Below are 15,094 nucleotides of genomic sequence, written 5' to 3' on the forward strand. Positions count from 1 at the left end.
ATAGAGAAGTACATGCAAAAATTAGTTATTATAAAATCCCGTGCAGTTCCATTGCCGGCAGAAAATATAGATACAGACCAGATTATTCCGGCAAGATTCCTGAAAAGTATAGACAGAAAGGGTTTCGGAGAAAATTTGTTCAGAGATTGGAGATTTAATATTCATACAGGAGAACCGAATGCTGACTTTGTGTTAAATAACCCTAAGTTCAGTGGGCAAATTCTGGTGGCAGGAAACAATTTTGGTTGTGGAAGCAGTCGCGAACACGCTGCATGGTCATTAACGGACTATGGCTTTAGAGTCATTATTTCCAGTTATTTCGCAGATATCTTTAAAGGGAATGCATTGAATAATGGACTTCTTCCCGTAAAGGTTTCCGAAGAGTTTTTAAAAGAAATTTTGGAAGGAATCAATGAAAATCCCGACAATGAAATTGCCATTGATGTAGAATTACAGTCAGTTAGCTTTAAAGACACCACTGAAACCTTTGAACTTGATTCATACAAAAAAATATGCCTTCTGAACGGCTATGACGATATTGATTTTTTAATCAGCAAAAAACAGGCGATCACAGAGTTTGAACTAAAAACACAGAAAACAAATGAGCAACAATTATTTTAAAATCGCGGTTCTTTCAGGAGATGGAATTGGGCCGGAAATCATCAGTGAAAGTATCAAAATTCTGGATGTCATTGCGGAAGCTTTTCAATATAAGTTTCACTTCGACTATGGGTTGATTGGTGCAGAAGCTATCTTTAAGACAGGTAATCCTTTGCCTGAAGAGACATTGAAGATTTGTAAGGAATCTGATGCTGTGCTTTTCGGAGCAATAGGAGATCCGGTATTTGATAATAATCCTGATGCTAAAGTAAGACCTGAACAGGGATTATTGAAACTTCGTAAGGAATTGGGACTATTTGCCAATATCCGTCCATTAAAAACTTATGCATCACTGATTGAAAAAAGTCCGCTTAAGAGAGAAATTATTGAGGGAGCCGATATTCAGATTTTCAGGGAGTTGGTAAGTGGAATTTATTTTGGTGAAAAGTTTACTGATCCTGATGGCGGATATGCCTATGATGTTTGCAAATACAGCCGTGAAGATATTATTCCTATTGCTCATATGGCATTTCAGGAAGCCCAGAAAAGAAATAAAAAGCTTACCCTTATTGATAAAGCTAATGTTCTTGATACATCAAGATTATGGAGAAAAATCTGTCAGGAAATTGCTTCAGAATATCCGGATGTACAGCTTGATTATATGTTTGTAGATAATGCCGCCATGCAGCTGATTCTTAATCCAAAGCAGTTTGATGTTATTTTAACAGAGAATATGTTTGGGGATATTATTTCTGATGAAGCTAGTGTAATCGGAGGTTCTATCGGATTACTACCATCTGCATCCGTTGGTGAGAATAATGCATTATTTGAACCTATTCACGGATCTTATCCACAAGCTAAGGGAAAGGGTATTGCCAATCCTATTGCTTCTATTTTGAGCGTGGCCATGATGCTGGATCATCTTGGATTACAGGCTGCAGCCAATAAATTGAGACAATCTGTAGAACATGCCATTGAAAATAAATATGTTACCATTGATCTTAACACGAAACAGTATTATTCTACCAGTGAAGTAGGTAGTTTTATTGCAGATCATATCAGATATTCTGAGAAGTCTTATTATAATTTTGAAAATGTAAAAATTGGAAAATCTACCATTGTATAGTTTATAGTTCACTTAAATTAGATAGTTAGTAGAAAGGTTCTGCCTCATAATGAGACAGAACCTTTCGATTTTATTCCGCAATTGTTTATAACAATCTTATAACCATTCAGAAAGTAAAATTATTGAAATCTTAATGATTCATTTTACTTTTTTGTATTATCCGTTTTTCCTGACGTATTCTTGGAAGATTTCTGGATATCTTCTTTGTTAATATCAGGTGGATTAACCTTTTTCGAGGAAGCAGGAATATTCTGGAAATCCTGATTCTGATTTTTAGTTTCTGCTGTATTAGCAGATTCTTTCTTTTTGCTATTTTCTTTTGAGACCATAACTTCAAATTTTAAATTTCAAAAATATTGATAGTATAGTCCAAAGTCTTTGCCAAAATGAAATAGCTTTCAGTTTTACCCTCCGCGTGTTCCTGATTTTTGAGTGGAAGATTTTGGAAGTTCTTCTTTATCAGAAGCTGGTTTCTTTAGAGAATCATTGTCAGTATCCTGATTTTGTTGAGTTTCTAAAGATTTGTATTTACTGTTTCCTTTTGGGTTCATGGTATTTATATTTAGTCTTAGAGGCCTAATATACCAACTTTTCCGGTTTTATCTTCTATTGTATAATTAAGAGCTTTGGCTAAAACGAAAATGTTATTAAGATTTTCCATTAGCTGTTTGCGGCCCTCGTTTCTCAATTGATTTTGGTCAATAGATTTAATGGCAGTTTCCTTAGCTTTGGCGGTCACATTTTTAATGTCTTTTTCAGAAATTCTATTAAAAAAAGAGTCATCCAAAGACTGAATTTCAACGCTTGGTGTAATTCTTATATCTGCATCAGGAAGTTCAGTAATAACCAGCTTTTTATTGATGGAATCTACTTCAATCTTCATTTTATTAAGATCATAGGAAACCTGTGCATTGGTCTTTGTGTAAGTAATGATACTATTGCTTGACACTTCCTTGCCAAATACTTCATATCCCATTTTAGTCTTCTGCATGGTGGAATTATTTTGTTCCATCACCACCATCTTATTCATCTTGGAGATCTGGTTGGTCAGGATATAATAATCTGACTTCTCCGTTTTTTCACCAAGATTCAGGCAGGATTTAAGACCAAAGAACAGAAGTAACATAACTCCTGCACCTGCAACAAACGATATGATTGTTTTATTATTTCTCAAAATCTATTTAAAAATTTCTTTAATTACAGAAGAGTCATTCTTTTTCAGAATTTCAGCTAGATCTCTTTCAATATAACCACTGGTTGGCATTTCTACAATTCTTCCTATTTCTTTTCCATATCTTTTAAGGATAATGGTTGGAACTTTTTGTATATTATAAAGAGTTTCGTCTCCTGCCGGAGATTCTTTTTTGCGATTAACAGCAATAATGGTCAGCTTATTTTCAGGATAGCCTATTTCTTCCAATATCTTCATCAGTCTTGGAAAATCTCTATGACTATCCTCACACCATGTTCCAATGAAAGTAATGATGTCATAGGTACCCAGTTTTTCCTTTTTTAATTGGCTGATGGCTTTTTGATCTAGGGCATATTCATCATGCTCCTTTACATACCAGTCTGCATAAGGAGCTTTTAAGAATTGTTCTTTTAGTTGATTTCCCAAAAGCATTTTTCCGTCTTTCTGAGTTTCAACCTCACGATTAACCACTACTTTCTGAGCACTGAGCTGTTGAGTAGCTAAAAATAAACTTGATGTGGCAACAATATTTGTAATAAATTTTTTCATATTTTATTTCTCAATAATTGATTTTAAATCAGCAGGAGAGTAGTATTTGTTTTTCAATACCTTATGATCTGCCTTTCTGTATACATTGAATTTTTCGCCAGACTTTTCATAAAAAGATTCTACTTCCTTTTCTTTATAAAATTCAACAGTTTCATTGGCCTGCTCTTCATTATCACATGCTTTCGACATATTAGAACGCTGAACTTCGTTGAATAGCTCTACAAATTTATTGCCAAGTCCAAATTCCAGCACTGCACCACTCAAAACATACTGTAAATCACATAATGCATCTGCAATTTCTACGATATTGTTATCTGCAATGGCTTGTTTCAGTTCATTTAATTCTTCCTGTAGAAGTTCTACTCTAAGATTACATCTTTCTGGGGAAGGGATTTGTGGGGTGTCTAGAATAGGGGCTTTGAAAGTAGTATGGAATTCGGCTACTTGGTTCAAACTATCAATTTTATCCATGAAATTTTTTATTTATGACAAAGATAGAAAACGATTTGTTAATGGTAAAATGTACAGCGTAAAATATGTCTATTAGAGTGAAAGAATAAGATATTATAAAAACACAAAAGCCACAACTTTGAAATTGTGGCTTTTGAATTAAAATTTATGATTGGTATTCAATTATTCTGCTTCTTCATATTCCCAGATTCCGGAAATGTTTAAGACCTCTAATCCCGGCTGCCATTCACCATAGCTAAATACACAAATATATGTTGATGAGCAAGATGAACAATTGGTTCCGAAATATAAGGTGGGTAAATCATTTACGGTAAGTTCTCCAAAATGCTGCATTCTTTGTGAGGTTTCCGTAGTCATGCCATACTTCAATAGTTCGGCTTTGGACAATACTTTATCATCAGCATAGATTTGAAAAATGGGAAATCCTGATTGATATGGAGAAATTTCAATGGTATTTTCCTTGTTGCAGCTACAGCAGGTGAAAGTAGTTTTTGCTGCGGGAATGGTTTCATTATTTATGAATTTATTCTTTGCAATAGTAGTCTTTTTACCAATGTTTATTTTTTTTGATATTGAATACATCTGAGTTTAATTTATTACTGAATAACGGTTCCTACCAGGTTATTGTATTTTCCGCTTGGACTTTTTTTGATGGTGATCTTTACATATCCTTCTTCTGCCAGTTTATTCCATGTTTTCTGAAATCCTGTTGTGATATCAATCGGAATTTTCCACATGGTTTGCTTGCCATTTCCTGTCTGATTAAACCAAGGGATAATATCGGCAGTTTGAGACTTGAAAGGTAATGCATTATTTAAAACATCAATTTCATAATAGAAATCATATTTATTTTCTTCCTGATTTAATGCTCTTTCTGTGAAAGTATATACATATCCATTGATGATGGGGCTGGTAAAGCTTCCTCCTAAGGTAGGATTTCCGCTTCCGCTGTAATTAATGGCTCCACTGTATCTGTCATATTTTTGTCCGGCCAGAATAGGAACTTCATCAACGATATTGAAACCTCCGTTTGCTGGTGGCCAGCCGCCATTAAGGTTATTAGCTTTAAAGAGGGCTTCCAGTTCTTTCCACTTTCCTAGTTTGTATAAGTCGTAGGCCTGATTTCTGATAGTTTGATTGACTGTGCCGTTTGTATCATAGGTTGCAGCAAGCTCATCAGCATTTTTATAAAATACAATCTTAACAGGGTTGGGGGTATTCTCAATTTCGTCTTCTCTATCCGAGCTACAGGCAATAGAAAAAGATGCAATGGTAAAGAAAAAAATGTACTTAAATAAATGTTTCATATATAAAAATTAAAATTATGTAGAAAATTTAGTCAGGTATTATCGGGGAAAAGCAGTAAATATTTACATTGAAAAAAGAATTTTCAATCATTGACTGTGTTTTTCATAGGGCAAAAATATTTTCGTTATGTTTTGATGCAACATGCGTTTATTCACGAAAAATAAATAAAGAAAAAGTACCATAATGGCCAAGAAAATAGGCAAAGAGTCTTCCCTTAAATACAAGCTGGGTAAACGGTACAATGACAAGTATAATATAAAGTGTAAATTTAATTAAAAAACTCAAATAATAGTGATATTATTTTATAATAACTTAATTTTAAAAATTAACTACATGAATAATTGTTTTTAAATGACTTTTTTTTATTCTAAATTAATAATACAGTTAACATAAAAAAGACTGCCCATAATGAGCAGTCTTTTTTTATTTAGATTTAGAAGTTATTTATTTTTTAATAAATCTTTTCGCAAATTTCCCAACTTGAATCACATAGGTTCCTTTTACCAATCTGCTTACATTGAGAGTTCCGCTCTGAAGGGTACCCTCCATTGCTAGTTTTCCTGACATGTCATAGATTTTATACTCTTCATTTTTTGTATTTGAAAGGGTAAGGATGTCTTTCACAGGATTAGGATAAAGTTTGATTTCGGTAGATCCTGCCAGTGTTGTTTCTGAGGTTGACAATCCATTTGCTGCAACGACAATATTGGCATTATTTACATCAAAGAAGATATGATTACTTCCTTTTACCATAATTCTTCCTGTATTAGTTGTAGCATTAGGAATTGTTATCGCTTCCGAGCCATCATTTGGAGTTCCGGCTAATAGGGTAGTCCATGAATCTCCGTTGTCAGTTGACCAAAGAATATCCACATTAGCGGCATTGATATTGTTGGCGGTAGTTCCGGCAACATTCCATGTTACGGTCTGTGAACTGCCTCCCGAATAAGAAGAAGCTGTGTTCTGTGAAGTTATTGTGAAGGGGCCAGCGGCGGCATTCACGGTAATTTTAGTGTCATCTGAGCTGTTTCCTGCACCTCCTAATTTATTATCTCTTACTGTAAATCTGAAATTAAGATCTCTTGCTACAGAAGATAGGGCTTCTACGTTAATTTCCATTCCGGCTGTAGTGGTTGCTCCTGTCAGAACAGAGGCCATTCTTGGGAAATATCTTACCGGAGAAGCTGTAGGTACCCATGATCTGAATGTAGGGCCGGCAGTTTTTGTAGCAGTAGCAGCAGAATTACTTCCTGTTTGGGAAGAGGTTCCTTTATCCATCTGCTCCCAGATATAAGTAAGGGAATCTCCGTCTGCGTCAGTTCCGGTACCTGTTAATACAAAAGGTGTACTTTTAGGAATCGTATAATCTAACCCTGCATTGGCTGTAGGAATATTATTGGCTGTAGGCGTATTTACAGAACAGGTTTTTGCTTTAATATTATTGGTAATCTGTTGAATACTGATTGCATGAAAAAACGGATCTGAATTTTTTTGAACATCATAACTCGTAATTCCTGCATATCCCATAATGGTAGATCCTGAACCTGGTTCTACAGACTGTAAGCTTGATTGAGAGGTATAAGACCATGTGTGGTTTCCTCCAAATTGATGCCCCATTTCATGAGCTACATAATCAATGTCAAAGGTGTCTCCAGATGGGATACCGTTGGAAGGAGATGTATATCCGCTACCTTTATAATCGTTAGGATAAGTTATCCCTTGGTATACATAAGTAGACATATCATTGGTGCAGATACAGCCTATGCATCCTGCATTACCACCACCACCATCTTTACCAAATAAATGACCTATATCGAAATTTTCATTGCCAATGGTAGAACTTAGCGCATTCATAAGCTCAAAATTCCACTTATCCATTTGTGAAGAAACGGAAAATGGATCTGTAGAAGCATTGGTATAAATGATTGCATCATTGTTAGGAATAAGTACCATTCTTGCTGCAAAATCATTTTCAAATATGGCATTTACTCTTGTCATGGTATTATTCATCGCAGCTAGGGCCTGTGCCTTTGTTCCTCCGAAATAAGTTGTGTATTCTCCTGTACATGAAAGTGCCAGTCTGAATGTTCTCAATATAGCATCATTGGCATTTTTAGCCGTAGCTGTATTGGAGGCTCCTTTTTCAGCTGTTTCCAGTACTTTACATTCAAGTTTATTTAAATCATCTTTTCTGTCAGACTTTTTATATACTACATAAGTAGAAAGGTCCTTGGTATAAGGTTCAATAAAAACAGCAGATTTATCCCCATATATCTCCATGGAAGATAACCCCAGAGGAGATACGCTAAAATAAACCGTTGAAGATTGATCCTCTATTCCTTGGCCTATATAAGATTTAATATCCGGATACTTTGCTGCCAATTCAGGATCAAAATTAGAGTTTTCAGTTACCCTGAAGTTTTCCATTTTTCCTACTGAATTAGGAAAGGAAATAATGATACCAGATTTTTCAGTTAACCTTTTAGGTGTTCTTGCTAATAAACTTTTCAAACTATTGATATCCAGGTGGAAAAGTCTAGGTCCATCAATATTTGACATGTTTTCAAAAATTGATGAAGAGTTTTTTTGAGATCCCTTACTCCATAGACGATCTGTCTGTGCAAAAGAAATACCTGACAGGACAAGCATTCCCATCATTAATAGTTGTTTTTTCATATAGCCACTAATTTTCTTTGTATTTACCAAATCTAGTAAAAATATTATAAAAAAAAATAATTTTCTTTAGAACGATTTTAAATAATGATTGGAGGAAATATTCAACTTACTGAGTATAAATAAATAAAAAGACTGCCCTTATACAGGGCAGCCTTCACATCGTTTAAAATTTTAATAGACTATTAATTCTTAATGAATCTCTGAGCCTTTTCTCCGATCTGGATCATATAAGCTCCTTTAATCAGTCCGCTTACATTTACAGAACCTCTTTGAAGTTTTCCTGAGTCAATTAGTTTTCCACCCATATCTAAGATCTTATAATCTTCTGATGTCGTATTTGAGATATTTAATATGTCTTTTGCAGGGTTAGGATATAACTTAATACCTGTGATCAAATCTTTGGTATTGCTAAGCTCACCTCTTCCAGAAGAAACAATGTTAAGAGTATAATCCTCTACTTGTCCATACGTGTAAGCTTCACATGAAGAAGTAGGGATAGAGCTATATTTCATCATTACTCTCATTCTTGTAGAACCTACAGTAGCAGTTGCCGGAATCGTAATAGATCCTGTAACCGGAGTTGTTGTAGATCCTGCTTTTGACCAAGCTAATTCTCCACTGTCTGTAAAGTCTCCGTCTCCATTGTAATCAATGTAAACTGCATATGCTTCACTATATTTTGTAGAAGTCCAAACTGGAGTGACAGAAATTGTATAAGCACTTCCTCTTGTAACGTTTGTAGAAATAGAGGTGAAGTTTTCGTAACCTGCTGTTCCTGTTGAAGTATTGTTAATGGTTCCGAATTTCACATTTCCAATTCTTTCATCTGCTGTATTAGACGCAGAAGCTGAGCAATAAGTAACTGTTCCTCCTCCTGCAAGAGTAGTAACACTTACTGTATTACTTGAAGAAGAAGCATTACCTGCTGCGTCTTTTGCTTTTACGGAGAAGCTATACGTTGTGGAAGGTGTCAATCCTGTTGCTGTGTAGCTTGTAGAAGCTGTAGAACCGATTAATGATATTCCTTGATATACATCATAGCCTGTAACTCCAACATTATCTGTAGCTCCTGACCAAGAAAGGTTAGTACTTGTGGAAGTTGTACCTGAAGCGGCAAGGGTAGGAGCTGTAGGTGCAATCGTATCAGGAGTTCCTGAACCTGCATTTACAGAAATATTAGCATTATTTACATCAAAGAAAATGTGGTTAGATCCTTTTACCATAATTCTTCCCGTAGTCGTTGTAGCATTAGGAATAGTTACCGCTTGTGAACCATCATTTGGAGTTGCTGATAATAGGGTAGTCCATGTATTTCCGCTGTCCGTTGACCAAAGAATATCTACATTAGCTGTATTTACTCCGTTTGCAGTAGTTCCTGCTACATCCCAAGTTATGTTTTGAGAGCTTCCTCCGGCATATGTTGTTGCTGAGTTTTGTGAAGTTACTGTAAACGGCCCGGCTGTTCCATTAACTGAGATAACTGCATCGTCTGAATTATTTCCAGAACCTCCGGATTTGTTGTCACGAACAGTAAATCTGAAATTTAATGTTCTGGCTACTGAAGAAAGAGCTTCAACTGTAATTTCGGAACCTGCTGTTGTTGTTGCCCCTGCTAAAATAGAAGCCATTCTTGGGAAATATCTTGTAGGCACAGTAAGTGGTGTCCAGGATCTGAAATTAGGCCCCGAAGCTTTTGTTACACTGGCTGCAGAACTTGCTCCTGTTTGAGATGAAGAAGCATTATCCATCTGTTCCCAGATATAGGTTAAAGAATCTCCGTCAGCATCAGTTCCGGTTCCTGTTAACACAAATGGTGTTCCTTTCGGAATAGTATAGTCTAATCCTGCATTAGCAGTAGGAATTGCATTTCCTGTGCTTGTATTTACAGAACAGGTTTTCGCTTTAATATTATTGGTAATTTGCTGAATACTTACTGCATGAAAAAATGCATCAGAATGAGGCTGAACATCCTGGCCTGTGATTCCTGCATATCCCATAATTGTTGATCCTGATCCCGGTTCCATATTAACACCTGTTCCTTCATTTCCGTGGGAGAATGTATGGTTTCCGCCGAATTGATGTCCCATTTCGTGGGCAACATAGTCAATATCAAAGTTATCACCTGATGGAATGGCATCTGCAGGTGAAGTGTAGCCACTACCTTTTGACCCATTTGTACAAATACAACCAATACAACCGGCATTTCCACCACCTCCGGAAGCTCCAAATAAGTGTCCGATATCATAATTAGCCTCACCAATTACAGAAGTAAGAGTACTTTGTAGTTGAGAATTCCAGCTACTCATGCCAGATGAAGCGGAATAGGGATCCGTAGAAGCATTGGTATAAATAACAGCGTCATTGTTAGCAATCAAAACCATTCTTGCTGCAAAATCCTTTTCAAAAACACCATTCACGCGAGTCATGGTGTTGTTCATTGCTGCTAAAGCCTGAGCTTTTGTACCTCCGAAATACGTAGTGTATTCTCCTGTACATGACAACGCCAGTCTGAATGTTCTTAATTTAGCATCATCAGCATTCGGTCTTGCTGCAATATTTGCATTGGTTACTCCTTTTTTAGCAACATCTATTACTGTACATTCAAACTTGCTGAGATCATCTTTCTTGTCAGATTTTTTGTAAACAACATAGGTAGAAAGATCCTTGGAATAAGGCTCAATAAATACGGCAGATTTATCTCCATATATCTCCATAGAAGATAATCCAAGAGAAGAAATGCTGAAATACACTGTAGAGTTTGGATCTTCAAGACCCTCTCCCACATAGGATTTAATATCCGGATACTTTGCCGCCAGTTCCGGAGTGAAATTGGAATTCTCTTTCACTTTGAAGCTTTCCATTCTGCCATCAGAATTTGGAAAAGAAATGATAAGTTCTGATTTTTCGCCAACTGCCAGTCTTTTGGGAGCTTTTGCTAAAGCATTCTTTAATCCGTTAATATCCAGGTTGTATACCTTTGGATTTTGGATACTGGATTTGTTCTCAAAGATCTCCGAAGATGTTTTTTTAGAGTTCGGAGACCATAGACGGTCAGTCTGTGCATAGGAAATACCTGTGATCAGGAGCATTCCAATCAGGGTTAATTGTCTTTTCATATTAAATATTTGTTTTTGTTATGGTAAATCGAAATTAATAAAAAATATGTTACGAAAAACAAAAATTTTTATGAAAAATTTAGAACATCCATTTAATGCATTATGCAATACATTGAATATAATTAAAATAAAGTGGAGTTAAAATAGAAATGACATACGTAAAACACGTATGCCATTTCATTTATTAGTGTAATAATTTTTAATTACATTTTATCATCAGCGGTGGGACCATAAAGTCCGGGAACTTTATTTCCTGTTGATCTTAAATAAACGACCAATTCACCTCTGTGATGGTACAAATGATTAAAGAGAAAGCCTCTCACTACCTGAATTCTTGGGGATGGAGGAAAGAGAACATTGCCATGCATTTCCATTTTCCATTCATTGAAATAGGTGGATTCATCCGACTCTTCAAGCGCTTTTTGTGCTTTTGCTACATTTTCTTCAAATTTTGCAACAATATTTTCCGTCTTGGAAATATCTCCTTTATCATACTGATAGGTACCCATATCAAAAACATCCTGATTAAAAGTGGAATCATACCAGTTATAAACTTCTGCAATATGAGAAGCCAATTGACCAGTAGTCCAGTTTTTTTCAGATGGCTTCCAATTTAAAGCACTGTCGGGAATTGCTTTTAAAATTTTTCTTGTGTTTTCCGCTTCATGCAGAAATTCACCTAATAAGGCTTGTTTAATCATTTGTATATGTTTTTAAAATTAAGGTTATTTTGTAATATCTCTTCCGATAACCAATCTCTGGATTTCAGAAGTTCCTTCACCAATAGTACAAAGCTTAGAGTCTCTGTAGAACTTCTCAGCCGGGAAATCTTTTGTATATCCATAACCACCAAAGATCTGAACTGCATTATTGGAAATTCTTACACATGCCTCAGAAGCATATAGTTTTGCCATAGCACCTTCCTTAGTCATTTTTTGTTTTGCATTTTTCAGAGTTGAAGCTCTTTGGATAAGAAGTTCAGCAGCATCAATTTCTGTAGCCATGTCAGCAAGCATAAAGTTGATCGCCTGGAATTCAGAGATTGACTTTCCGAACTGATGTCTTTCTTTTGCATATTTCAAAGCAGCTTTATAAGCTCCTCTTGCTGTTCCTAAACTTAATGCAGCGATAGAAATTCTACCACCATCCAATATTTTCATAGCTTGCTTGAAACCTTCACCTACTTCACCTAAACGATGTGAGTCTGGTACACGTACATTATCGAAAATAAGTTCTGCAGTCTCAGAAGCACGCATTCCTAATTTGTTTTCCTTTTTACCGGATGCAAATCCAGGCATCCCATTTTCTAAAACGAAAGCGGTAGAGTTATTTTTAGCTCCTATTTCACCTGTTCTAGTCATTACTACAGCAATATCTCCTGAAATAGCGTGAGTGATGAAGTTTTTTGCTCCGTTGATGATCCATTCATCTCCGTCTTTTACAGCAGTGGTAGACATACCTCCGGAATCTGAACCTGTATTATGTTCTGTTAATCCCCAAGCTCCGATTACTTTTCCTGAAGCTAGCTGAGGAAGCCATTTATTTCTTTGTTCTTCATTTCCAAACTCATAAATATGATTTGTACAAAGAGAATTGTGTGCAGCTACAGAAAGGCCAATAGATGGATCTACCTGAGAAATTTCGTCCAGAATAGTAACATACTCGTGATAGCCTAAACCGGAACCTCCGTATTGCTCAGGAACTACAATCCCCATAAATCCCATTTCTCCTAATTGATGGAATAGATCTTTTGGAAATGTTTGGCTTTCATCCCACTCCATAATATTCGGTCGGATATTCTTCTCTGCAAATTCTCTAGCTGTCTCCGCTATCATTTTGATGTTGTCAATTGTCTCTGTGTTCATATAGATAATAGTTAGTTCCCAAAGATAATTAAATTGACGGAATGCTAAAGAAAATTATTGCATTCATAATATTATAGGGTTCAATATTTTAATTTCCAATTTTTTATGTTTTAATAATTAATATTTTCTTAATAAAATATTCAAACTTTTACGCATTTTATTTTACTATTTTAGCCTCCCAATTTTAAGGCATGAAAAAAATTCTACTTCCTATAATTTTAATTTCCTCTTATATTTTTGCGCAGGCACCTGCCGGATATTATAATGGAACAGCTGGGTTAACGGGGTATGCCCTAAAGTCAAAGCTTCACGATATTATTTCAGATAAAATGATCAACTGGCATTATGACGACCTTAAGGCACTCTATAACCAGACTGATCTTGACAAATATTATGATCATGATGCTTCCAATACGCAATATATGCTGGACATCTATTCTGAGATACCTTCGGGGTCCGATGCTTATGAATACAAGTCTGATCAGCTAATAGCCGGTGCAAGTGGAGAGGGTGTAGGCTATAACAGGGAGCATATGATGCCGCAAAGCACATTCAGCACAAGCTCGTCTATTAGTGATTACCCTATGTATTCGGATCTGAATTTCATTATTCCTGTTGATGCCTATATCAACCAGCGAAGGAATAATTATCCTTATGGAATAGGAAACAATACGAATCATTATATTTTCACCAATGGTTCGAGAATGTCTAACGCGGCCATTCCAAATTATCCTTATACAGGAAGAGTTTATGAACCTATTAATGAATTTAAAGGCGATATTGCAAGGACTTTGTTATATTTTGCAGTAAGATATGAAGGAAAACTAGGATCATTTAATACGGCTTATACTACATCAGCAAACATAACACCGGCTACGGATCAATGTCCGCTTGACGGAACTGAAGAAAGAGCGATTGATCTTCCATATGTTGCCATGCTGAAACAATGGAGTGCTGCAGATCCTGTTTCGCAAAGGGAAATTGACAGGAATAATTCCATTTATACAATACAAAAAAACAGAAATCCATTTATTGATCATCCTGAATGGATTGATATGATTTGGTCCGAAACTCCGGATAATATTGCTCCGGCGGCTCCCGGATCCTTGGTTTCAACTCAGCAAAATGCTTATTTTCTGAATCTTAGCTGGATAGCTTCTCCTGATACAGATGTTTTAGGATACAGAGTTTACATGAATGGCTCAACAACCCCTATAGCTGCTACAAAAGGAACTTCTATAAGTATTGACCACCTAAGCCCTTCAACAACCTATACTTTTACTGTTAAAGCCTTTGATAAAGCGTACCTGGAATCTCCTTTCAGTAACACGGTTACTGCTTCAACGATTGCCTCGGATTCATATGCTCCGGATCTTATGATTACAAAGTATATATCAGGAACCAATACAGACTTCATTAAGAATAATGCTTTGGAAATCGTTAACAAAACAGGGCATGAAGTCAATTTAAATAATTACCGAATCAATATCCAGTTTAAAAACAATATTTCAGGAGCCATTTATAATGGAGATACCTATGAACTTGAGGGTAAAGTAGGAAACAATGAAACTTTTGTCATTTTGAATCCAAAAAGCACTTTATCATGTTATAGCACTGATCAGGCAAGATTTGTGACAGCTTCCGATCCTATGATGTTTGCGGGAGGAAATTATGTAGAGCTTGCTTATAACAAAACAGTTACTGTAGATGCTATTGGGATAAAATACACTACCAATAATAACGGAAATGTATCTTTATATAGAAAAAATACAATCAATCAGCCTGCAAGTACATTTAATATCAGTGAGTGGGATTCTTATTCGTCCAATTACTGTCAGAATCTGGGTGGTACATTATCCACTACAGAATTAATCGCTTCTAATAGAGAATTTAAAATCTATCCAAATCCGGTTGATGATAATCTTTTTGTAAGTGGAGAGGTAGAAAAAGTTAAAACCGCTCAAATTATCGATCTTTCAGGTAAAGTAATTTATACCGAAAAAGAACCTTTCAGAAATAAGAAAAATATTTCGGTTCAGGGACTTCCAACTGGGATGTACATCCTAAGAGTGGATGAGAGGGTATTTCAATTTATTAAGAAGTAGTATTGAATTTTAATTTTTTTACTTTTTTACTTTTTGTAATTTCACCTAAAGTCTTAAAAACCTTGCGTTTATCATATCATCGATAT

General features: G+C 35.6%; 14 protein-coding genes. 3 read left to right on the forward strand and 11 right to left on the reverse strand.

Annotated features, from left to right (window positions below):
- Nucleotides 1-12: 12 nt before the first annotated feature.
- Nucleotides 13-621: a 3-isopropylmalate dehydratase small subunit gene (leuD, locus tag EG359_RS02755; protein ID WP_076352019.1), complete on the forward strand. Its 609-nt coding sequence runs from the start codon at nt 13-15 to the stop codon at nt 619-621.
- Nucleotides 602-1,726: a 3-isopropylmalate dehydrogenase gene (gene leuB / locus EG359_RS02760; protein ID WP_076352018.1), complete on the forward strand. Its 1,125-nt coding sequence runs from the start codon at nt 602-604 to the stop codon at nt 1,724-1,726. Before leuD ends, leuB begins: the two co-directional genes overlap by 20 nt.
- A gap of 143 nt (nt 1,727-1,869) precedes the next feature.
- Here leuB and EG359_RS02765 read toward each other — a convergent pair whose 3' ends face one another.
- The 11 genes from EG359_RS02765 to EG359_RS02810 form a co-directional block, all read right to left on the reverse strand.
- A complete protein-coding gene (locus EG359_RS02765) occupies nt 1,870-2,055 on the reverse strand; it encodes a hypothetical protein (RefSeq protein ID WP_076352017.1) in 186 nt (61 codons plus the stop codon).
- 75 nt (nt 2,056-2,130) lie between these two features.
- Nucleotides 2,131-2,277 carry a hypothetical protein gene (locus EG359_RS22360; protein ID WP_164463038.1) on the reverse strand — a complete coding sequence of 49 codons (147 nt, stop codon included), beginning with the start codon at nt 2,275-2,277 and terminating at the stop codon, nt 2,131-2,133.
- A gap of 17 nt (nt 2,278-2,294) precedes the next feature.
- Entirely contained in the window at nt 2,295-2,900 is a 606-nt protein-coding gene (locus EG359_RS02770; RefSeq protein ID WP_076352016.1) for a DUF4230 domain-containing protein, read from the reverse strand.
- A gap of 3 nt (nt 2,901-2,903) precedes the next feature.
- A complete protein-coding gene (locus tag EG359_RS02775) occupies nt 2,904-3,467 on the reverse strand; it encodes a TlpA family protein disulfide reductase (protein ID WP_076352015.1) in 564 nt (187 codons plus the stop codon).
- A 3-nt stretch (nt 3,468-3,470) separates the two neighbouring features.
- Nucleotides 3,471-3,938 carry a pyrophosphohydrolase domain-containing protein gene (locus EG359_RS02780; protein ID WP_065394492.1) on the reverse strand — a complete coding sequence of 156 codons (468 nt, stop codon included), beginning with the start codon at nt 3,936-3,938 and terminating at the stop codon, nt 3,471-3,473.
- A 162-nt stretch (nt 3,939-4,100) separates the two neighbouring features.
- Nucleotides 4,101-4,520, reverse strand: coding sequence for a hypothetical protein (locus EG359_RS02785; protein WP_076352014.1), 420 nt, complete (start codon nt 4,518-4,520; stop codon nt 4,101-4,103).
- A 14-nt stretch (nt 4,521-4,534) separates the two neighbouring features.
- Nucleotides 4,535-5,245 (reverse strand): glycohydrolase toxin TNT-related protein, encoded by a 711-nt coding sequence (locus EG359_RS02790; RefSeq protein ID WP_076352013.1) that lies wholly within the window; start codon nt 5,243-5,245, stop codon nt 4,535-4,537.
- A 445-nt stretch (nt 5,246-5,690) separates the two neighbouring features.
- Entirely contained in the window at nt 5,691-7,922 is a 2,232-nt protein-coding gene (locus tag EG359_RS02795) for a zinc-dependent metalloprotease (protein WP_076352012.1), read from the reverse strand.
- Nucleotides 7,923-8,104: 182 nt separating this feature from the next.
- A complete protein-coding gene (locus tag EG359_RS02800; protein WP_076352011.1) occupies nt 8,105-11,038 on the reverse strand; it encodes a reprolysin-like metallopeptidase in 2,934 nt (977 codons plus the stop codon).
- A gap of 203 nt (nt 11,039-11,241) precedes the next feature.
- The gene (locus EG359_RS02805) at nt 11,242-11,739 is read right to left on the reverse strand and encodes a DinB family protein (protein ID WP_076352010.1); all 498 of its coding nucleotides are present in this window, start codon (nt 11,737-11,739) and stop codon (nt 11,242-11,244) included.
- Nucleotides 11,740-11,763: 24 nt separating this feature from the next.
- A complete protein-coding gene (locus EG359_RS02810) occupies nt 11,764-12,903 on the reverse strand; it encodes an acyl-CoA dehydrogenase family protein (RefSeq protein WP_076352009.1) in 1,140 nt (379 codons plus the stop codon).
- Nucleotides 12,904-13,094: 191 nt separating this feature from the next.
- On the opposite strand from EG359_RS02810, the gene EG359_RS02815 reads away from it, so the two are divergent.
- The gene (locus tag EG359_RS02815) at nt 13,095-15,008 is read left to right on the forward strand and encodes an endonuclease (protein ID WP_076352008.1); all 1,914 of its coding nucleotides are present in this window, start codon (nt 13,095-13,097) and stop codon (nt 15,006-15,008) included.
- Nucleotides 15,009-15,094: the final 86 nt, after the last annotated feature.

Source organism: Chryseobacterium joostei (assembly GCF_003815775.1).
Classification (GTDB): Bacteria; Bacteroidota; Bacteroidia; order Flavobacteriales; family Weeksellaceae; genus Chryseobacterium; species Chryseobacterium joostei.